Consider the following 19226-nt stretch of genomic DNA (forward strand, 5'->3'; position numbering starts at 1 on the left):
GCAAAGTGGAATCCCACCCTGATTAATGTTATGGGAAAGGATCGCTGTTCATTTGTAGTAACGAAACTTGTAATATCTGTAATTGTATTAGCTTGTATGTTCGTTGAGTAAAAGCCAGCAATTAAAGAGCTTGAGCCAATTATCGATTGGCGACTATTCGGTTTTGATTTAAGTTCTAACTTTGACGCACAGTAAAGACCATTCACTTTTAACGTGTTAACTTCGCCCAAGGCTGCATTGATTTGCTTTGTACTATCCTTGGTTTCATCATTACATTCTTCAGGAGCGTTTACTTTTTTAACACCAAAAGCTTCTAACTCCATTTCGGTCTTAATCACTAGTTCCGCACAGACTTTCTCACTTTTTACCTGCATTGCCCTGACATCGATACCACTTTGACAATTGCTACTAGAAACCACCTTATATAAAGCGCTGCCATAAGGATAGGTGCTAGTACTATAACTCTTTGTTTTGATGAAATCTCCGTCGCTTAAAATCTTAAGCTCAGTTTCAATTTGCTCAAAATTGTCAACAACTGCTACTTTAGATGCAAACGCATTCAATGAAGCGAGCATTGACATGGCTAATATAGTTTTTCTCATTGTTTCTCCTTTCAAAAGGAGCATATTGTACCTTTATGTACCACTATATGAAAAAGCTTATTCACGGTTGGTTGTAACTACTCCATAAAATGAAACAGTTCATAAGTAGAATTTTCCATTAACTAAAATAGGAAAACTTACGATGAGAAAAAGCAAGTTCACTGAAACTCCAAGGTGAGAGCACACTTTGTTAACTGCCATTAACCGAAGATAAGTTTTGCCCTGAATTCATCGTCAAGACTGGCTCGAACATAGGGTGGGATTCCACTTTGCTCATAGATTAACCAAAGAGCAATTCCGTTCTAAAATCACTGTTCCAAGTTGCCCCTCTTCGTTTCGCTCGGCAATGCAGAGCATCAAGCGTCAAAATGCAACCTTTACACGCTAATATGTCGATGATATCACGGGAAATTTGACCTTTTTGGCATTTATTTTGCGCAGCTTGTTGATACAAGGCTAGCCCATTATCAGCATCAAAAGCACCAACCACATTTAGCGCATTGTACACTTTGTCTTTCCAGCAACCTCTAAGCACCTTCCCATTAATCGAAATGTGTGGCTTTTGAGCTTCTTTACGACGGGAGCTAATCCAATTTAACAGTGCCTGAGTAAAGCACCTGTGTCTAATGCTCTGATTATATTAGCAATACAATGACGTTTTGGAATGCCATTTTCAAAAGGACGATGATGTCTTAGCCAATCCAGTTGCAATTCACCAAACTCTTGAATTGACTTCCATCCGTCAGCGCCACTAAGCACGGTACTCAAAGTTAAAAACAAGACGTCGACAAGATTATGTTTGATATTAAAATCGGTTCTAGGATCTTCAATCCACTCTAAATAAAAATTGCGATGCGCAATCAGATCATCAAACCCCAAGACTCGTCAATTTAAATGAATTAGTTCTGACCAGACCTGATTTAGACTTCATACCTTTTATCTCGTTGCCTAGTCATTTCATCAAGTACCATTTGGATCATCTGTTGCTTTATATCAGCATGCTGTGATTTAAGTTCATCAAGTTGTTGGGTTAAAATCTCAATTTCTTTTTCTGTTTCATTATCGCGATACTGTTTTGCGCCGGTATGCTCATATCTCAGGGGATCTTCTTGTGTTGTTGGGATATCAGCACCGCTTACTGTGGATACCTTTATAGCTCGTTGCAGAGGTGTTTTTTTTAACTCGCTAATAAGCTGTTGTAAATGTTGGATTTGCTCTTTCATTAGGGCTTCTGACTGTTCTAACATTTCATATTGTTGCTTAAAATTAGGGTTGTTACTTTTGTATTTCTTTGCCTTTTTGTCCATAAACTCAGTCAATATGGCTTCATTTTCAGGTTTTGCTTCCGTTTCCTCTGTGGAGTTACTTGTGGCAGTGGGTGTTTCGTTGTTTGCGTTTAGTGCGTCGGCAAAGTGATGTGGCTTCATTTGAATTTCCATAACGTTATCCTTGTTATCTCTATTTCTAACTGTATCGGAGTATTTTCTGATTTCTTTAGCTGTTTGGTTAATCCCCGCTAAGCTAACAAGGTTGGATATAAGGAGTCAGTGAAATGAAGGTATGGTTTGTTATTAGTATTTTGTTTTTTAGCTGTAATAGCTTTGCTAAATGTGAAGATCAAGGATTTAGACAGTTTGATTTTTGGCTTGGAGATTGGTTGGTAACGAGCGTAGGAGGGCTTGAGTCTGGGCGTAATCGCATTACCCGTGCGTATGATGGCTGTGTTATTAAAGAAAGTTATACCAATGAACTTGGGTATCGTGGTGAGAGTATAAATATTTATGATGCATCCACTCATCGTTGGCATCAAACTTGGGTGGATAATAGCGGACTGTTGTTACGGTTGGATGGTGAGCTTCATGAAGGGAAAATGGTATTACAAGGGGATAGGAAAAATGCAGCAGGTATTAAGGTGACGGATAAGATAACATGGACTGCGAATCCAGATGGTACGGTACGCCAAGTTTGGCAGAGTAAGCAAGGGGTCGATAAGTGGCAAATAGTATTTGATGGATTATACAAAAAGGAGACTGAAAAATGAGAAAACTGATTATTAGCTTTATGTGGTTTGTTAGCAGTATTTGCTACGCACAGTCGGAAACGATCACACAACAAGCGCTGATGGTAAATCAGATGTCTGCAGATGCTTACACTATAGTGGACGTACGAAGCCCTGAAGAGTTTGCCGCAGGACATATCAAAGGGGCAATAAACATTCCCTTTAACGAGATTGAGACGCATCAGGAAGAACTGACTAAATTGACTGATATACCACTTGTTGTGTACTGCCGCTCAGGGCGTAGGGCAGGCATATTTATTGAGGCACTGGCGCCAAAAGGCTACACCTTAAAACACCTAGAAGGTGATATGAATAAGTGGCTGGCGGAGTCTTTACCTGTGGTGAAAAAGTAGGGGCTCCCTACTTTTTGAGTAAATAGCAGAGGGTAAAAGGCAAAACTCAATAGGGGTTGGTCGCTGGCACGTTTGAATAGCACTTAAAATAACTTCATATAACTAAAAAAGGGACTTGAAAGAAGTGTTAATATAAATGATAATCACTATCGTTTTCAAAATGAAGTTAATTTAGGGAAAAACGATGCGCTCTTCATCTCCACGTACACTACACCATTCTTTAAAACTCTCTCTTTGCGCCACTTTTGTGCTGTTCTCACTACACGGCAATGCACATGCCGCTGAAGTTGCTGATGATACGCTAGTTGCTTATGCTGCGGGTGATGGCAGGGCTCAAGAGCTTGAGCATATTTATGTGACTGGTACGAGTGTAAAAAATTACACCGAGTCTGCGAACAAAGCAGCATTAAAAATGATTTTATCACAGCGTGAAACGCCTCAAGCGGTGACCGTTATCACTAATCAAATGATGCAAGATTGGCAAACGGTTAACATTGATGAGATCTTGGAACATGCAACGGGCTTTTATGCAAAGCGGGGAGCCAGTCTTGATAGGACACGTTTTTCTGTACGTGGCGGTGATGTCAATTTAATCCAAATAGACGGTGTGCAACAGTTCCCAGGTGGCCGAAGGCCGAATGTAAACGGGGATGCGGTTGCTTACGAGCGCGTGGAGATTGTACGTGGTGCAAATGGTTTATTAACTGGCGTTGGTAACCCAACCGCCACCGTAAACTTAGTAAGAAAACGTGCAACAAGCGATGAGTTTAAGGGCAGTTTGGCGGTTTCGGCTGGTAGTTGGGATAATTACCGCGCAGAGGTGGATGTGGCGAGTGGGTTAAACCAAGAGGGCAGTATTCGCGGCCGCTTTGTTGCTGCACATTATGAAAGAGATTCTTACATTGAGCGGTATAGCCAGGAGAAGACGTCCATATATTCTACCGTTGAGGCTGATCTGACCGATTACACTCTGTTGCGACTCGGTGTGGAATATGCTGATACTGCTTCAAAAGGGGCGATAAATAGCCACTCTCAACCTTACTTTTACGCTGATGGTAGTCGCTATCAGGGACGCCGTGGTGACACCGGGATGACGGCAAAATGGAGTAGCTGGCCAATCGAAGAATACACCTATTTTGTTGGGCTTGATCACGCGTTTGAAAACGATTGGCAACTCCATGCCATCGCGACTTACAATACCATTGAGATGCAAGGTGGGCAGCTGTTTTTCGTTTATCCTGATGGGCCTATTAACCCAGATGGCAGCAGCGATAATGGATTCGGTTACAGTGCTGTAATAAGTAGCTCTGAAGATGAACAAAAGACAATTGATTTGTCACTGCAAGGACCGGTTGAGTTATTTGGTCGTACGCATGATGTCATTTTTAGCTACAACCAATTCAAGCGGGAGCGTACGTCATTTGGTAATGAAGCCGACCAGACTACTATTTCATTAGAAGGGTTAAATTTTCACGATTGGACAGGTGACGTGTCGCGCTATCCATTTAAAGATTTAGGCCGTGATAGTTTGACGGTAACAGACTCGAATGGTGGATTTGTAGCCGTGCGTGTTAACCCGCATGATGATGTTAAACTTATTGTTGGCGCTAGGATCACCAATTGGGAGTACGATATTGACCTATATGATCCTAACAACGGTAAGTTTCTTCGTAACCGCTATCATGAAAAGGTGGATACAGAAGTTACGCCTTATGCCGGAATCGTGGTTGATATCAATGAACAATATAGTGTTTACGCAAGCTACACAGAAGCATTTCAGCCGCAAGCCTATTTTGATATCAATGATAAAATGCTCGACCCAAGCACAGGCGAAAGCTATGAGCTAGGGGTAAAAGGTGAGTTACTTGATGACACCTTGAACTTTACGGCAGCGGTGTATCGCAATGTTGAAAATGGACTTGCGATTGCCGATCCAAATTACCCAGACAGCTATCTAACTCCGCAGGGCAATAGGCCATATATTCAGCGCGGTGAAGGCGATACGACAGAAGGCTTTGAAGTTGAATTTACGGGCTCTATCAATGAGCAGTGGAATATCAGTTTAGGGCTATCAAAACACAAAACTGAATCAAAAGATGGCAAAGAGCTGTTAACGGATCAGCCCAAAGAGCTGATCAACCTGTATACCACCTATGACTTTAGCGAGTTTGTTGACGGCTTTACTGCGGGACTTGGAATTAATTGGCAAGGTAGCTTTTATGCAATACCACAAAGGCCATTGCCGGGCGGCGGTAGCGAGGCGTATAAGATCACACAATCTTCCGGTGCGTTACTTAATTTAATGGCAAGATATGAAGTGAGTGAACAACTTAGTGTGTCGCTTAACTTCAACAATCTACTGGATGAAAGTTACTACAACAGTATTTCATCTTGGGACGGCTACGTAATGCACGGCGAACCGTTCAATTGGCAATTAGGGATGCGCTATAGCTTTTAGTGAGTCAACCTAAGTTTGGGTGACGTAAGCTTGAAATACGGAATGCACCGCCGAAGCGGTGCATTTTTTTGCCTCAAATTCTTTGCTTCAAAATAATAAGCAAATTGGCATTAGATTTTGCATTGTTCCGCAACTTCGTTATTATATAAAGCATATATGATATGTATATGGTTTGTATAAATGGGTATCGTAAAAATTTCAGATGAACTACACGATGAGATCCGTGAAGCGAGCACTGTGATGTCGCGCTCAATCAATTCACAGGCTGAGTTCTGGATTAAAATTGGGCGACTTGCCGAGCGCAATCCAACGCTTACGTTTACAGAGATCATTACGGCAGAAATGACGCGAGTGAAGTCACAACAGCCAAAAGGAAATTGAGATGCAAGAGGTTACCTTCAAAACCGCTGATGAGATCCAATTGATGCGCGAAAGTGGGCGATTGCTTACGCAGGTGTTTGACTACATTGATAGTTGGATTGAACCCGGAGTTTCTACGCTAGAGATTAATGATAAAGTGCACAACTTTATTGTTGATGAGCTTAAAGCGCGTCCTGCCAGCCTTGGTCAATATGGTTATCAGTTCGTCCTTAATAGCTCTGTAAACGAGGTTGTGTGCCATGGTGTGCCGAGTAAATCACAAATCTTGAAGTCTTCTGATATTGTAAACATCGACATTACGCTTGAGAAAAATGGCTTTATCAGCGACTCCAGCAAAATGTACGTGATGCCAGACGCATTACTCCCAGCCAAAAAGTTAGTGGCAACGACTTACCAAGCGATGTGGGCTGGGATAAAAATGGTTAAACCTGGAGCAAAACTTGGGGATATCGGTGCGGCTGTACAGCAAGTGGCAGAAAAAGCCGGTTACACTGTGGTACGTGAGTATTGTGGTCATGGGATAGGTAGAGAAATGCATGAAGCGCCAAATATATTGCACTATGGCAAAGAAAATACCGGGATGACGCTAAAGCCTGGGATGACCTTTACCATTGAGCCGATGATCAATCAGGGAAGCGCAAAAATTAAAACCAAAAAAGATGGCTGGACTGTGGTAACCCGAGATAAAAAGCTATCGGCGCAGTGGGAGCATACGGTGCTGGTAACAGATGACGGTGTTGAGGTGTTAACCCTAAGAGCGGAAGAAGCGTAAGCAGTGCTGTACTTACGCTTTTTTTAACATCAAGTGGGTATAACGACCTAGAGACGCATAGGGCTCTTGACGATTGTATTTAAGCTCCAAGGCGAGCAAAGCATCAAAATCTTCATCCGCCTTACTCAACTCCCTTAAGTAGTCATGAAAACAGCGAACACCGGTTTTTTGCATAACGCTGAGCTTTGCCTCATCCAGCCAAGTTGCCATATCAGTTTGGCTAATTGGTTTATTGGGACTGAGACCTACTTTTTGCTTTACCTTAAGGCCTTTTTGCACATAGTCGAAGTTACCGTACACCATATTGGCCATCAGATGCGCCTCATGGTTGAAATACATTAGCGAAAGCAAGCCTGTTTCGCTTAGCTGCGACTTTAGCAGCATAAGCGCACTTTGTTGCTCAACCAGCCATTCAAGCACCGCATGGCACAATACTAAGTCGAATTGTCCCAAGTTCAGCGTATCGAGCGCTTGCAGGGGCGCGTGGACAAAATGAAGCTGGTCACTCAGTCCGGCTTCATGCGCGCGCGTTTTGGCAAGTTCAAGCATCTCTTCTGAAATATCAATCACGGTGACATGGTGGCCAAGCGATGCTAGAAAGAGCGCCAATTGCCCTTGTCCGCCGCCAACATCTAATATGCGTTTGCTACTTGATTGCGTTAACCAGTTAACTTGTGCACTCAAGTCACGCTTGAGCACCGCTTCTCTGATTTTGCCTTTATTGGTGCCATAGATATTGTTTTTAAACTTGTGCGTTAGTTCAGCAAAGTTTCTATCTGTCGGTGCCGGTTTTTGCTGCTGCTTTTTTCTAGCCATATGCGAGATCACACCAAACGGTTAAACCGGGTTGTCGATATCAATAAATTCAACATCCAAACCATATTGCGCTGCCAAATATTCACCAAGTGCCTTCGCGCCGTAACGCTCTGTGGCATGATGTCCTGCCGCGATAAAGTGGATCTGTTGTTCGTTTGATGAATGAATGGTTTGCTCTGATGCTTCACCCGTTAAGTAGGCATCAATGCCTTGGCTTGCTGCGAGATCGATAAAACTTTGTCCACCACCTGTACACCAACCTATGGTGCTGATTGGATGATCGCCTGCTACATTTAAGAGCGGCTTTCTACCGAGTTTCTCTTCAACTAAAGCGGCAAAATCAACAGCAGTCATTGGCGTCGCTAATTTGCCTTTTACCGCTACGCTATTTTTATTCCAAGGTTCAAGTGGTCTTTCATATTCAAGCCCAAGTAACTTACCGAGCTGTGCGTTATTTCCGAGTTCAGGATGAACATCCAGTGGAAGGTGGTAAGCGATTAAGTTGATGTCATTGGCAAGCAGGGCTTGTAGGCGGCGCTTTTTCATGCCAGTAACACATTGATCTTCCCCTTTCCAAAAATAGCCGTGGTGAACCAAAATGGCATCTGCACCACGTTCAATAGCGGCATCAATTAAAGCTTGGCTGGCGGTAACACCTGTGACGATTTTTTGAATTTCGTCTGTCCCTTCTACTTGCAGACCATTTGGACAGTAATCGTTAATTTGAAATGGCTTCAGTAATTCCGTTAATTGATTCACTAATTTGGTTCGTTTCATAACACCCCCTAACTCTCAGATAGCGCTAGTTTAACTGGTTTTACGATAGATCAAAAAGGGAGAATATCGTGGGGGTGGAAAAGAAAAATGAGCCGCTCGTCCATGAGTGAGCTCATTGGGCTAGTAACTGATTGTTATCAAGGGTTTGTCACCTCGACATCTTGCCCTGTTTGTAGACGCTCTGCGCCGCGAACGGCGACTTTATCACCGGCATGTAAGATATCGCTGGTGCGGGGAGTAATTTCCACCCATTGGCCTTTGCCATTGCCGACGGTGACAGGAATTTGTTCGGCTTTATTTTGCTCATCTATTTTGACGATATGGGTGCCTTGCTTACGTAATATTAAGGCGTCCCGGTCAACCAGCAATACGGGTTGTTTGCTGGTGAGCGGCACTGCGACATCAACTAATTGACCAATTGCCCACGTATGGGTTTGATCTGCTGCAAGTGTTGCACGCACTTCAACGGTTTGTGAGCGCGGATCGGTTGAAGGGATCACCGCTGTGACTTTTGCTGACGTATTATCTGGCTGCGATAAATCACCAGAACGGATTGGCAGCGCTATGCCTTTTTGCAAAAACTTCAAGTACTTAACGGGCACATATAAGCGAACCTCAAGATGATGGATATCTAATATGGTGAGCAGTTCATCGGCGCGGTTTATTTCTCGACCCGCGCGCTTAAAACGTTCACTGATAACGCCATCAAATGGAGCACGGACCGTTGCGCGGGACAACTTATCGTCAATAACCTTAAGTTCGACTTCTGCTAAGGCAATATCCGACAGCGCTAGGTCATGTTTATTCTGCATTTCATCGACTTGGCTTTCTGCCGCACTGCTGGTTTTTGCGAGCTTCTTGAATCGAGTCAATTCTTGTTGATATAAGCGTAAATTGATCTTGGCTCGATTTAATAATTCGGCTTGGCGGGCTTTATCGAGTTCCAGTGGGAGTGTGTCCATACGCACTAAGATTTCGTCTTTTGCGACGCTGGTACCGGGTTCTGCTACGTACAACAAACGGCCACTAACCCCTGCAGTCAGCGTCACGTCGTCTTTTCCATACAGTGTGCCACTAACTTCAATTTCGCTCGTGAGGGGGGCTTTTGTCACTTCTGCGACGGTGACTGGCACGATGGCGAAGGCGTGTGGCGCAACGATCCCAGCACACAGTGCTAGGGCCTGAAGTGTCTGTTTTATCGGGTTTTTCATTCTGTTCTCACTACTCACTGATTGGCAACTAGGCTGAGCGGGGCTTTGGCCGTTGATTTGTTTGTTTCGGATGGCGGAGTTCGCCGCCCAAGTTGCAATAAACTTGGCATCAACACTAAGGTAAATAGTGCACTGATAGCCATACCACCGACGATGACGGTCGCAAGGCCGCGGTAGATTTCTGAGCCGACGCCTGGCATGAGCATGAGTGGCAGCATGCCAAACAGACTGGTTAAGGTGCTCAAGTAAACGGGTCTTGCTCTTAGTAACACCGCTTGTCTGACCGATTCTTCACGGCTCATGCCTGATGCCATCGCAACGCGAGTCTGATCCACCAGCAAAATGGCGTTATTTACGACCAGCCCAAGCAAGATGATAAAGCCTATCATGGTCAGTAAATCCAAGGACTGGAAGGTAAAGAGGTTTAAAATATACAGAGCCAGCACGCCACCTGCGATAGCCAGTGGCATCACTAACAATACCAAGGCGCTGTCTTTGGCAGACTTAAATAGCGCGGTCATCAACAAAAACAAAATGAACAACGCGAGGACAAAATTCAGTGCCATTTCTTCCATTGCGGAGTTCATCTTTTGCGCATTCCCCGCCAAAATAGCACCAGCACTGGCCGGCAGGCTTGCGCGCACTTTTGGCATTACCTGTTCACTCAAGATGGTTTGCACTTGCTGCAGGCTCATATCAGCCGGAGGTGTGACAACAATGCTGACCGTGCGACGGCCGTTGACACGTCGCAGTTGCGTCGGGCCAACTGTACGTTCTATATTTGCCAACTCGCCGAGAGTTTGAATTCCTGACTGAGGTGTTACGATGGGCAAGGCTTTTAGTTCCTCAGGGCTTTGCCAAGGGATACCACGAAGAATAACGTTCATACGCTCGTTACCATCAAAATACTCATTGACGAATAATCCACCGGTATAAGCTTGTACCGCTTGAGACACATCTCGACGCGTTAATCCCGCTTGGGTGATCCTGCGATCGTTAGGCGTTAATCTAAGCTCTGGCTCTGCCATATCTAATCGCGGCTGAGGTCTGGCAGTTGCCTCTGGTAGCGCGGTTTGTACTGCCTGCAAAGCCACTTGAGCTGCTGAGATTAAGTCGTCCATATTGGGACCTGTAAGGTCAATATTAATATCGCGACCATCGCCGCCATTGGCTACTTGAATCATGGAGCCGCGAAAGAAAAACACTTGAGTATCGGGAAGGTCGACGAAGATTTCTTCTCTGGCCACTTTCATCAATTCTTCAACACGTTGAGGGTCGGCTGAATAGATAAAGCCGCCAGCATTAGAACCAAACGCATAGAAATTAAAGTCTTTAATACCTGGTTCTTTTTCGCCTTGGTAATAGGGCATTAAGCGTTTTTTCACGCGCAGCAGCAACTCTTCTTCCATAAACTGTACGTTGCCGCCAGGTGGTGTCACTAGGTTAAAGAAAAAGCCGTCGGTAGGAGCTCTTGGCATAAAGTCAGTTTTTGGCAGCATGGTCATGGTTGCAACCACAGAGCCACCCAGTAATACGCCAATCCAAGTAAGTTGCTTTACTCTGTTATTGGTCAACTTCATGATGAAATTGGTGAGTTTTTGCCAGTATTGATGATAAGGATCTGGCTTTAGTTCAGAGTCTGGCCACAAATGGTTTGCCAGTGGAATAAGGGTAATAGCACACAACATTGACGCAATAACGGCAATCGAGAGTGTCAGTGCTAAATCGGAAAATAGCTGTCCCTCAATACCCGCCATAAAGAGAATAGGTAAAAAGATGGCGACGCTGGTGGTTGTCGAAGCAAATAATGCTCCGGTCACTTGGGCCGCTCCTTTTAAGGCGGCTTTTTTGTTATCGAATCCTTCTGCTCTTAAACGTGAGATATTCTCCTGAACTATGATAGCGGCGTCTAATACAAGGCCCACTGCAAATGCTAACCCCGCCAACGAGATCACATTCAGACTACGGTCAAAGATATTCAGTGCGAGAAAGGCGACCATCAATGAAATGGGGATTGTAGCTGCAATCACCAAAGTTGCTTTTAAGCCTCTAAAAAATAGCCACAGAATTAAACAAGATAAGAGTACCCCAAGGCCTAAATTACTTTTTACTAAAGAAAGTGCATTACGAATGTGGACGGAGGCATCAAAGCTGAGCTCAATCGACAAGCCATTCTCAGCCAGTGGCCCTTGGTTTAATTCATCAATTGCAAGGTTGATTTCATCAAGTAAGGCAACGGTATTTGCCTCGTTAGCCCGAGAGATCCGAATATAGTAGGCTGGTTTACCATTGCGGCCACTCATGCCCAAACGGTCTGAGAAGGTGCGTTCCACACTTGCGATATCACCTAAGTAGATTGGCCTGTCCCCTGAATAGCCGACACGCATTTGGGCCATACTGGAAAGGTCGTATTGGCCGGTGAATCGCACGGTATATTGACGACGTCCAACGTTGGCAAGACCTCCAGAGGTATCGCGAGAGCTCGCAAGTACATTACTGATTTGATCTAAACTAATACCAAGCGCGGCGGCTTTGTGCGGATCGAAAGTAATACGCAGCTCTTTTGGCCGCTCACTCGCAAGATCAACACGTGCCACACCGGGAATACGTGCAAGTCTTGGTTCAATAAACTCATCGATTTGCTTTTGAAACTGCGCCATATCAAAGTCGAGACTATTTGATTGATAGTCTTTGGGCGTGACCAGCAAAGTGGCTGCTGCTTCACCGTTATTACCGCCGGCGAATACAACTGGGTCTAGCGCATCAAGTGGCAACGGCGGAGCTTGATTTAAGCTTGTTAGCACATCTAGCATCGCTTGTTGCATATTCGCACCCACCGCAAATGTTAGCGTAATAGAGCCATTACCACGATTGATGTTGGTATTAACTTCAAGTGCGCCAGGTGTGTTTTTTACCGCATTTTCTAGCGGTTCGATGATCACCGATTCTATTTCTTCTGGAGCGGCTTGGCGCCATCCCGAGAAAATCGTGATTTGTGGTTGCTCAATATCTGGCGTCAACTGAATGGGCAGTTTAAATATACTTAACAGCCCAAATAAAATAATCAACACCAAGATGACAATTACACTCGCTGGATTTTTTAGCGAACTGCGTGTCACGTTCATTTGGTATATTCCAATCTTGCTTTTTCTGCATTGTAGTGGGATGTAAAAAAAGTGCCAGTAAGGTGAAATTCACGTTTGCTAAAGTTAGCGCTAAATCGGCGAAAATAAGCGATAAAGTGCATTTCTGTAATACCTTGTAACGCTTTTTTATAGTTTGAAAAACTTTTTGATCTGAATTAAGGGCAAATGAACTTGTACTAGTAAGATCAATAGAAGTGGCTAAACTTAGCTGAGCATGATCAGTTCTTTGCAATAATTGATAAATGATGTTCATAAGGAGGTTATATGTACGTTGCGTTAAAATGGGACCACGTTATCGGAGCACATTTTGTCCAGTGGATCGTCGTAAAATGCAGTGGCGTAACGGATAAATTTGGATTACCGCAAGCCTTACCCCCTCGGCGTGATATTGCCTATTTCACCGATCCCCAATCTGCAGAGCAAGATGCTAAACAATTTGCGGATTACAAAAATACTGGGCAAATGGCGCATATTGAAAAAAAATACTCTCCCAACTTGGGGGAGCACCATGGTTTTTGTCACTATGCGTGGGATCACACCTATCTGAGTGAATTAGTAAAACACGCTGTGCTCTATTGGGAAGACGGCAAACACTTCTCACCTGAGCCATATAGAAGCGATATTGCCTATTTTATCGATCCGCAAACAAGTGAAATGGATAGTATTTTCTTTGCACAATATAAATTAGAGCGAGCAAGGCTGCTGAGGCAAAAGCAAGATGCAGGTTAATACCTATTGGTATAAGCATATCGACTCACCTCACCGACGGGTGAGGTGAGTTTGTGATAGCAATTACTGAGCGTTATCTACATCACTTTGTGAGTACACTGGGTAGTCACTGGGTTTAAAGCGATTAAGGTTATTGAGGAAGCGACTGTCTTTAACGGGCAAGGTGGCAGAGCCATAATCATATTGATTGAGCTTTTCTCGTAACTCCGTGTTCGAAATTCCATCTCCAGCCATTTTGTACCAACTGATGATAGCGGGTGTGACAAAGCGGTAATAGTGGTTTTCAGCGATTTCGTTTGATTTGGCGAAGCGCAGTGCATGGGTCAAAATGCCGTCTTTATGATAGACAATTTTTAAATGGCCGTTCTCGAATGGTAGCTCATTAGCAGGTTTAGTGAATAAGTCGCCATGTGCGCTATAACTACCGTGTGTAACTATCCCATCTCGAGTCCATACCGCTGCATACTCCCAATCATGGCGGTGACCACCACCAAAGTAATCAAACACTTGATCTTTTTTGAAGTAAAGTGCATAGAAGTGTCCACAATACTCGCCGCTAGTCGTTGTTTTACAAGCGTAGCGATGCACAGTATTAGAAGTATTTAAAAATTGATTATCTCGGCAATCACCTGTGATGCGCCCCGATGTTTTTAGCCCTGAATTTTGCACGCCAGTTCTACTGATCCCTGCGCTAGGCAGGCAACCATCACCGTCAAAATCGAACACAGGTTCAGTACCATTGATAATGTAGGGGGCTGGTAGGGCTTCGTCTAATGCCGCAAAGTCATTGGCGTAAGCGTATTGTGTACACGCTGCAACAATTGCGAGAGACAATAAAGGGAGTTGTGTTGTTGTCATACTGCTTTCCTTAATAAATGCGGTTGTGCCGTTTTGCACAACCGCTATCGGTTAGAATCTAAGGTTAAAAAAGAAGTATGACTTAAATGTATATTTAATGTTAAGTTTTTTGTTGGTTGTTTAGCTTTTTTTGAAAGTCAGATCTGACAATTTCAAGTGCAGCCATGACTTCTTCTGCAGGAAGATCATGCTCTTCTAACAACATAATAAGGTCGACGGCAAGTTTTACATGAGTTGGCGCTTGTTCTAAAGGGGTACTCATACTTGAAATTGTTCCTTTTTAGCGATTTGCGAAATGGCAAAATCAATCGCACGCTCTACCGCTTGTTCCATTTTTACACGCTCAGGCTGAGGTAGGTAAAATTCCATGTCGACATCGTAGCGAATATAACGCGATGGAAGTTGGTTCAAAACAGTACAACAAAAGTCGGCCATTACGTCTTCATCATAGATTTTATCTAACTTACGACGGACGATATGTTCGACTACCAGCTTTTCATAATAATTATGAATATCATCATGTAACTTCATACAGCCTCCTGCACATTCCTTTTAAGTTTATATCATAATAGCGGGGTTATCGAACAAAGCCAAAAAGGTTTGTTGATGTATATCTACAAGATGATCAACGTCGCGCTGATAGCCCCCACCAAGAGCAAAAGCTAACGGAATATTGAGGTGATGAGCATACTCAAAAACAATCGAATCTCGAGCCCTAACGCCTTGCTTTGAAACACTAAAGTGTCCTAGTTCATCGCCTTGATACACATCTGCGCCGGCGTTATAAAGGATGATGTCTGGCTGGTATAATCGAACCGCCAGTTGTAAGGCTTCGCGGACGGTTGCCACATATTGTGCGTCCTGTGTATTCACAGGCAAGGCAAAGTCCAAATCGGATTGCGGTTTAACACGAGGAAAGTTACTTTCACAGTGGATGGAGCAGGTAATGATATCGTCTCTATCTGCAACGATCGTTGCAGTGCCATCGCCTTGATGTACGTCACAATCAAAAATAAGCACTCGCTCCACCCGTTGATGGGCAATGAGCGTTGCCGCGACCACCGCCCAATCATTAAATATGCAAAAGCCGCTGCCAAAATCGCGATGTGCGTGATGATAGCCGCCGCTTAAGTTTGCTCCAAATCCATATTCGAGCGCATACTTTGCTGCCGCTAAACCGCCACCTAGAGAAATCAAAGTGCGTTCAACTAGTTGTTCACTCCAAGGGAAGCCCATTTTCTTAATGGCTTTTTCGCTCAACGTGCCGTTTAGAAAGGCATCAACGTAATTGCTGTCGTGGCAAAGTTGCAGTGCATCAGCTGTGATTTTTTGCTCGGGCTCTTTGATAAATTGAGCAAATTTACTGGCGTTTATTCGTTGGTATAATTTTTTATACTTGCTGATAGGGAAGCGGTGCTTTTCAGGTAGATTTAGCTCGCTATAAATAGGGTGGTAGTAAAGCATTAACGGCTCTGACTTTTCTCAACTTCTTGAATTTTTTGCTCGGTGGCGGAAATGGCCTTTCTGCAGCGGCCAAGGCGGGCATGAAGGGCTAATATTTCGGCATTGAGTTTGGCAGCCTGAGTGGGATCTGCTTTGTCCATCTGTAGTCTTCTGAGATCAATCATTTCTTGCAATCGACGCTCAAATTCATGATTTTGCGATAGTTCCTGATATAACTCATGGGACGATTGCATAATCTTCTGCACCGCCTTCTTATACACTTTGGCTTTTTTTGGTGTATTCAGTTTGTTTTCTTTCGCCCAGACCGGGGTTGATTTTAACACCTTCAACACGGCTTCCATTTGTGAACCTATCCGCTCGATGGCAAATGTAAAGGCGTGGCGCTGTTCACTTGGCGGCAGGTGGGACATTGCTTCAGCTATTTCTTCAACATAGTCGCTGAGCTTTAAGCTTTTAGTTCGAAATACACGGGCATCAAATAAGCTTGGCTGTGCCTGCATATAACGATTCTTATCAAACCATTTCGCGGAGTCAAATTGCGCTGCTTGTTGCTTTAAGCGGCTGACTTGTTGCTCAAGCTTGATAAGTCCTGTACTCACGAGAAATAAGCCTCAAAAATGAGCTTGCCCGCAAGTACAATAACCACAGTGTTAAAGAGTGGTTTGATCAGTTTGTTGCCAAACTTAATTGCAGAATGCGCACCAAGCCAAGCACCAAACATTAAAAAGGCGCCCATGGTGATACCCAGCATAAAGTTAACATGACCCAAGGCTACAAAGGTGATAAGCGAAATAAAATTGGAAACAAAGTTCATTGAACGAGCAAGACCACAGTTTAAAAGTAAGCTCATTTTATAGAGCATACTGTTAGACGCAGTCCAAAACGTGCCAGTACCAGGTCCTGCCATACCATCAAAAAATCCCAACGATAAACCTTGCGCCCATTGCTTGATTTTGAGTGCTCGATTCGCTTCTGGCAAAGTATGGGAATCTGTTGGGCTTAGTCTACCGACTAAGCTATAAATTGCGACAGCGATGATAATAACGGGGATAAGTTTATTTAAAAACTCGATACTTAAAAAGTCGACAAGTAATGTGCCCAATACGGCACCTATCGCAGTGGCAATAATAGAGCCAATCCAAAAGCTAGGTTTGAATAACTGCTTTTTGTAGTAAGTAAAGCTCGCGGTTAAGGAGCCAAAACTCGCGGCAAGCTTATTGGTACCTAAGGTTAAATGCGGAGGAAGGCCAGCAGTAAGCAAGGCAGGTACGGTTAGCAGCCCACCACCACCTGCAATTGCATCAATAAATCCAGCAGCCAGTGCGACTAAGCAAAGTAACCCCCAAGTAGTGGGATCTAAAGCGAGTTCAAACATTATTAATCAATTTGCCTTTTGTATGGTGGCAGAGTATCAAGCATGGCTTTGCCATAACGTTTTGTAACTAAACGTCTATCTAAGATGGTGATACGGCCGGAGTCTGATTCTTTACGCAGCAGTCTACCACAGCTTTGTACTAATTTCTTTGCAGCATCGGGTACAGTGATAGATAAAAATGGATTCCCCCCTTTACTTTGCACGAATTCTGCTTGGGCTTCCTCAATAGGGGACGTTGGCACGGCAAAAGGGATCTTAGTTACCACGAGGTTCTCTAGGTATTTTCCGGGTAAGTCTAGCCCCTCGGATAAGCTTTGTGTACCAAATAAGATACTGCCGCGACCTAGGTCGATATTTGCTTTGTGACGAGTGAGTAGGGCGTCACGGGAAAGTTCACCCTGCACCAAAATATTGAGATTTTTACCTCTTAATTTTTCTACCACATGGTTCATTTGCCAATAAGAAGCAAACAGTACAAGGTTAGCCTTACTGGTGTCTAAGTAGGTTGGCAGGGCATCCGCTAAATAATCGCTAAAGGCTTTGTCCGTTGGATCTGTTTGGGTTTTTGGCAAATGCAATGTTGCTTGATTGGGATAATCAAACGGAGAATCAGCCTTGATATATTTAACACCAGGCTCTTTTGCCAACCCACTTTCGTGGGCGAAATGATCAAATGTGCCCAAAGCACTGAGGGTTGCGGAGCAGAGCACCGCGCCTGCACACTCTCGCCAGAGGTTATCCTTCAAATAATAGCCTACTTCAATCGGACAATCACAAAGTAAATGGTCGTGATGGTGTTTGTATTCTAAGCGTTTTATCCACCTTGCATGTGGCACGTTGTCGCCTTTTCGAGCATAGCTAAACCAGAGTTTGTTGAGTTGTTCAAGTCGGTTGATATATTGACCGCTTTCAACCAATAACGGGTCGGCTAAAAATGCTTGCACATCGCCGTCTGAAACATCGCCCGACAGTGCATCATGCATCTTGGTAAGACAACGCAATGCATCTTGCGTGGCATCTGCGATATCTTTTGCTTTTACGGTGAGCGCTTCAGGTACTTCGCCATGACTAAAGCGGTAGGTATCGTCATCGTTATAGGTAAAGTCGCTCTGATCGAGTATATCTCTTACCGCTCTAAGGTATTTCGCAGCGTCATTGGCTGCATCGTTCAGTTTGAAATTCTGCCCAATGGCTTTTTGCGAAACCACTGTGTTTGCCATCTTTCCGCTAAACTTAAGTAGCTTTTCAAGCCACTCGATAGTGCCTTTAATCGTCGCCGCAGCAGAAGAAAAATCTCTGGTAATATGAGGCAGGTGGTGCGCTTCATCAATTACGTAAAATGTTTCTTCTGGTTCCGGTAATATCGTCCCGCCACCTAGTTCTAAGTCGGCCAGTAACAAAGCATGATTAATCACCAGCACATCCATTTGTGCAATCTTTTGTCGAGCTAAATGAAAAGGGCATAAGTGATGAGATTTTAATTGCCGTTGGCAGGCGTGTTTATCACAAGCGATAACATTCCAAACTTTATCTGGAATTGTGTCCTCCCAGCTGTCTCTATCACCTTGCCAGCGCTTTTCTTGGTATGCAAGTGCTAACTCTCTTAAGCATTTTTGCTCCATTTGAGAAAGCGGGCTGCTGGTTGTCGGCATCATCGACATTTGCATCTCATCATCGCTGACGGCGGCCATCAGTTTTTGTACGCAGATATAGCGTTGACGGCCTTTTACGAGGTCAAATTTAAAGTCAATACCTGAATGTTCTTTTAAAAATGGCAACTCTTTGTTGATCAGTTGTTCTTGTAAAGCGACGGTTGCAGTTGAAATGACGAGTTTCTTTTTACTTGAGAGTGCAACAGGAAGCGCGCCGAGTAGATAGGCTAAAGATTTTCCAGTACCTGTTCCTGCTTCAATCACGCAAATACGTTGAGTGCGGTGATAATCACCAGAGAGTGTTTTTGCGATTTCGGCGACCAGATAATTTTGACTCGGACGAGGACGAAAGCCATCTAAAGCGGAGGCGACATTTTGATGTGCTTGGCGGATGGTTTTTTTTAATTTGTCTGAGAGCATAATCTATTTAGCCTAGAGTTCTGATATGAAGCAAGCCTATCACTTGAGTCTCGATTTTTAGTTAATCACTGCGTTAATGGATAGGTTTTATTCTGTTTGTGACTTTATGTTCAATAAACAGGTGGATATAATTACAGTGATTCGTCTATTTTA

General features: G+C 44.0%; 21 protein-coding genes. 6 read left to right on the forward strand and 15 right to left on the reverse strand.

Annotation, left to right across the window (positions count from 1 at the left end; translation table 11 throughout):
• The 4 genes from BB427_RS07930 to BB427_RS07945 form a co-directional block, all read right to left on the reverse strand.
• On the reverse strand, positions 1 to 602 hold a 602-nt coding region (locus tag BB427_RS07930; protein WP_139119042.1), incomplete at its 3' end, for a hypothetical protein.
• 280 nt (positions 603 to 882) lie between these two features.
• On the reverse strand, positions 883 to 1230 hold the full coding sequence (locus tag BB427_RS07935) for an ISAs1 family transposase (protein ID WP_139119043.1): 348 nt from the start codon (positions 1228 to 1230) through the stop codon (positions 883 to 885).
• On the reverse strand, positions 1197 to 1481 hold the full coding sequence (locus tag BB427_RS07940) for an ISAs1 family transposase (RefSeq protein ID WP_069020146.1): 285 nt from the start codon (positions 1479 to 1481) through the stop codon (positions 1197 to 1199). The genes BB427_RS07935 and BB427_RS07940 overlap by 34 nt, the downstream gene beginning before the upstream one ends.
• Before the next feature lie 41 nt (positions 1482 to 1522).
• The gene (locus BB427_RS07945) at positions 1523 to 2041 is read right to left on the reverse strand and encodes a hypothetical protein (RefSeq protein ID WP_069020148.1); all 519 of its coding nucleotides are present in this window, start codon (positions 2039 to 2041) and stop codon (positions 1523 to 1525) included.
• Positions 2042 to 2154: 113 nt separating this feature from the next.
• Between BB427_RS07945 and BB427_RS07950 the strand changes: the two genes are divergently transcribed.
• The 5 genes from BB427_RS07950 to map all read left to right on the forward strand — a co-directional run bounded on the left by BB427_RS07950 (position 2155) and on the right by map (position 6625).
• Positions 2155 to 2643 (forward strand): hypothetical protein, encoded by a 489-nt coding sequence (locus tag BB427_RS07950; protein WP_069020150.1) that lies wholly within the window; start codon positions 2155 to 2157, stop codon positions 2641 to 2643.
• Complete coding sequence (locus BB427_RS07955; protein ID WP_069020152.1) at positions 2640 to 3014, forward strand: rhodanese-like domain-containing protein; 375 nt, start codon at positions 2640 to 2642, stop codon at positions 3012 to 3014. The genes BB427_RS07950 and BB427_RS07955 overlap by 4 nt, the downstream gene beginning before the upstream one ends.
• Positions 3015 to 3198: 184 nt before the next feature.
• A complete protein-coding gene (locus BB427_RS07960) occupies positions 3199 to 5472 on the forward strand; it encodes a TonB-dependent siderophore receptor (RefSeq protein ID WP_069020154.1) in 2274 nt (757 codons plus the stop codon).
• A 180-nt stretch (positions 5473 to 5652) separates the two neighbouring features.
• Positions 5653 to 5853 carry a ParD-like family protein gene (locus BB427_RS07965; RefSeq protein ID WP_010606564.1) on the forward strand — a complete coding sequence of 67 codons (201 nt, stop codon included), beginning with the start codon at positions 5653 to 5655 and terminating at the stop codon, positions 5851 to 5853.
• A gap of 1 nt (position 5854) precedes the next feature.
• Positions 5855 to 6625: a type I methionyl aminopeptidase gene (gene map / locus BB427_RS07970; RefSeq protein WP_069020156.1), complete on the forward strand. Its 771-nt coding sequence runs from the start codon at positions 5855 to 5857 to the stop codon at positions 6623 to 6625.
• Positions 6626 to 6637: 12 nt separating this feature from the next.
• On the opposite strand, the gene BB427_RS07975 is transcribed toward map, so the two are convergent.
• From BB427_RS07975 to BB427_RS07990, 4 genes are all read right to left on the reverse strand, one after another.
• Complete coding sequence (locus BB427_RS07975; RefSeq protein ID WP_069020158.1) at positions 6638 to 7441, reverse strand: methyltransferase domain-containing protein; 804 nt, start codon at positions 7439 to 7441, stop codon at positions 6638 to 6640.
• Positions 7442 to 7462: 21 nt separating this feature from the next.
• Positions 7463 to 8218, reverse strand: a complete 756-nt coding sequence (locus tag BB427_RS07980; RefSeq protein ID WP_045989190.1) for a Nif3-like dinuclear metal center hexameric protein — start codon at positions 8216 to 8218, stop codon at positions 7463 to 7465.
• A gap of 137 nt (positions 8219 to 8355) precedes the next feature.
• Positions 8356 to 9429, reverse strand: a complete 1074-nt coding sequence (locus BB427_RS07985) for an efflux RND transporter periplasmic adaptor subunit (protein WP_069020160.1) — start codon at positions 9427 to 9429, stop codon at positions 8356 to 8358.
• A 14-nt stretch (positions 9430 to 9443) separates the two neighbouring features.
• On the reverse strand, positions 9444 to 12554 hold the full coding sequence (locus BB427_RS07990) for an efflux RND transporter permease subunit (protein ID WP_069020162.1): 3111 nt from the start codon (positions 12552 to 12554) through the stop codon (positions 9444 to 9446).
• A 285-nt stretch (positions 12555 to 12839) separates the two neighbouring features.
• On the opposite strand from BB427_RS07990, the gene BB427_RS07995 reads away from it, so the two are divergent.
• Entirely contained in the window at positions 12840 to 13304 is a 465-nt protein-coding gene (locus BB427_RS07995; RefSeq protein ID WP_045989193.1) for a hypothetical protein, read from the forward strand.
• 63 nt (positions 13305 to 13367) lie between these two features.
• Here BB427_RS07995 and BB427_RS08000 read toward each other — a convergent pair whose 3' ends face one another.
• The 7 genes from BB427_RS08000 to dinG all read right to left on the reverse strand — a co-directional run bounded on the left by BB427_RS08000 (position 13368) and on the right by dinG (position 19073).
• Positions 13368 to 14162 carry an NPP1 family protein gene (locus BB427_RS08000; protein ID WP_045989194.1) on the reverse strand — a complete coding sequence of 265 codons (795 nt, stop codon included), beginning with the start codon at positions 14160 to 14162 and terminating at the stop codon, positions 13368 to 13370.
• A gap of 100 nt (positions 14163 to 14262) precedes the next feature.
• A complete protein-coding gene (locus tag BB427_RS23805) occupies positions 14263 to 14424 on the reverse strand; it encodes a DUF2496 domain-containing protein (protein WP_010375809.1) in 162 nt (53 codons plus the stop codon).
• Positions 14421 to 14693 carry a late competence development ComFB family protein gene (locus tag BB427_RS08005; RefSeq protein ID WP_010606573.1) on the reverse strand — a complete coding sequence of 91 codons (273 nt, stop codon included), beginning with the start codon at positions 14691 to 14693 and terminating at the stop codon, positions 14421 to 14423. The genes BB427_RS23805 and BB427_RS08005 overlap by 4 nt, the downstream gene beginning before the upstream one ends.
• Positions 14694 to 14720: 27 nt before the next feature.
• On the reverse strand, positions 14721 to 15626 hold the full coding sequence (locus BB427_RS08010) for a histone deacetylase family protein (RefSeq protein ID WP_069020163.1): 906 nt from the start codon (positions 15624 to 15626) through the stop codon (positions 14721 to 14723).
• The gene (locus BB427_RS08015) at positions 15626 to 16225 is read right to left on the reverse strand and encodes a primosomal replication protein (protein ID WP_039496840.1); all 600 of its coding nucleotides are present in this window, start codon (positions 16223 to 16225) and stop codon (positions 15626 to 15628) included. The genes BB427_RS08010 and BB427_RS08015 overlap by 1 nt, the downstream gene beginning before the upstream one ends.
• Entirely contained in the window at positions 16222 to 17001 is a 780-nt protein-coding gene (locus BB427_RS08020) for a TSUP family transporter (RefSeq protein ID WP_010606576.1), read from the reverse strand. Before BB427_RS08020 ends, BB427_RS08015 begins: the two co-directional genes overlap by 4 nt.
• Before the next feature lie 2 nt (positions 17002 to 17003).
• Positions 17004 to 19073 (reverse strand): ATP-dependent DNA helicase DinG, encoded by a 2070-nt coding sequence (gene dinG, locus BB427_RS08025; RefSeq protein WP_069020165.1) that lies wholly within the window; start codon positions 19071 to 19073, stop codon positions 17004 to 17006.
• Positions 19074 to 19226 lie beyond the last annotated feature (153 nt).

The organism is Pseudoalteromonas sp. BMB, from assembly GCF_001709235.1.
Classification (GTDB): Bacteria; Pseudomonadota; Gammaproteobacteria; order Enterobacterales; family Alteromonadaceae; genus Pseudoalteromonas; species Pseudoalteromonas maricaloris.

Excerpts from the sequence above, each read along its gene's own strand:
- BB427_RS07950 (WP_069020150.1), top strand. The coding sequence starts at position 2,155 with ATGAAGGTATGGTTTGTTATTAGTATTTTGTTTTTTAGCTGTAATAGC.
- BB427_RS07945 (WP_069020148.1), bottom strand. The coding sequence starts at position 2,041 with ATGGAAATTCAAATGAAGCCACATCACTTTGCCGACGCACTAAACGCA.
- BB427_RS23805 (WP_010375809.1), bottom strand. The coding sequence starts at position 14,424 with ATGAGTACCCCTTTAGAACAAGCGCCAACTCATGTAAAACTTGCCGTC.
- BB427_RS07955 (WP_069020152.1), top strand. The coding sequence starts at position 2,640 with ATGAGAAAACTGATTATTAGCTTTATGTGGTTTGTTAGCAGTATTTGC.
- BB427_RS07995 (WP_045989193.1), top strand. The coding sequence starts at position 12,840 with ATGTACGTTGCGTTAAAATGGGACCACGTTATCGGAGCACATTTTGTC.
- BB427_RS07975 (WP_069020158.1), bottom strand. The coding sequence starts at position 7,441 with ATGGCTAGAAAAAAGCAGCAGCAAAAACCGGCACCGACAGATAGAAAC.
- BB427_RS07960 (WP_069020154.1), top strand. The coding sequence starts at position 3,199 with ATGCGCTCTTCATCTCCACGTACACTACACCATTCTTTAAAACTCTCT.
- BB427_RS08020 (WP_010606576.1), bottom strand. The coding sequence starts at position 17,001 with ATGTTTGAACTCGCTTTAGATCCCACTACTTGGGGGTTACTTTGCTTA.
- BB427_RS08000 (WP_045989194.1), bottom strand. The coding sequence starts at position 14,162 with ATGACAACAACACAACTCCCTTTATTGTCTCTCGCAATTGTTGCAGCG.
- BB427_RS08005 (WP_010606573.1), bottom strand. The coding sequence starts at position 14,693 with ATGAAGTTACATGATGATATTCATAATTATTATGAAAAGCTGGTAGTC.
- BB427_RS07990 (WP_069020162.1), bottom strand. The coding sequence starts at position 12,554 with ATGAACGTGACACGCAGTTCGCTAAAAAATCCAGCGAGTGTAATTGTC.
- BB427_RS07965 (WP_010606564.1), top strand. The coding sequence starts at position 5,653 with ATGGGTATCGTAAAAATTTCAGATGAACTACACGATGAGATCCGTGAA.
- BB427_RS07985 (WP_069020160.1), bottom strand. The coding sequence starts at position 9,429 with ATGAAAAACCCGATAAAACAGACACTTCAGGCCCTAGCACTGTGTGCT.
- map (WP_069020156.1), top strand. The coding sequence starts at position 5,855 with ATGCAAGAGGTTACCTTCAAAACCGCTGATGAGATCCAATTGATGCGC.
- dinG (WP_069020165.1), bottom strand. The coding sequence starts at position 19,073 with ATGCTCTCAGACAAATTAAAAAAAACCATCCGCCAAGCACATCAAAAT.
- BB427_RS07980 (WP_045989190.1), bottom strand. The coding sequence starts at position 8,218 with ATGAAACGAACCAAATTAGTGAATCAATTAACGGAATTACTGAAGCCA.
- BB427_RS08010 (WP_069020163.1), bottom strand. The coding sequence starts at position 15,626 with ATGCTTTACTACCACCCTATTTATAGCGAGCTAAATCTACCTGAAAAG.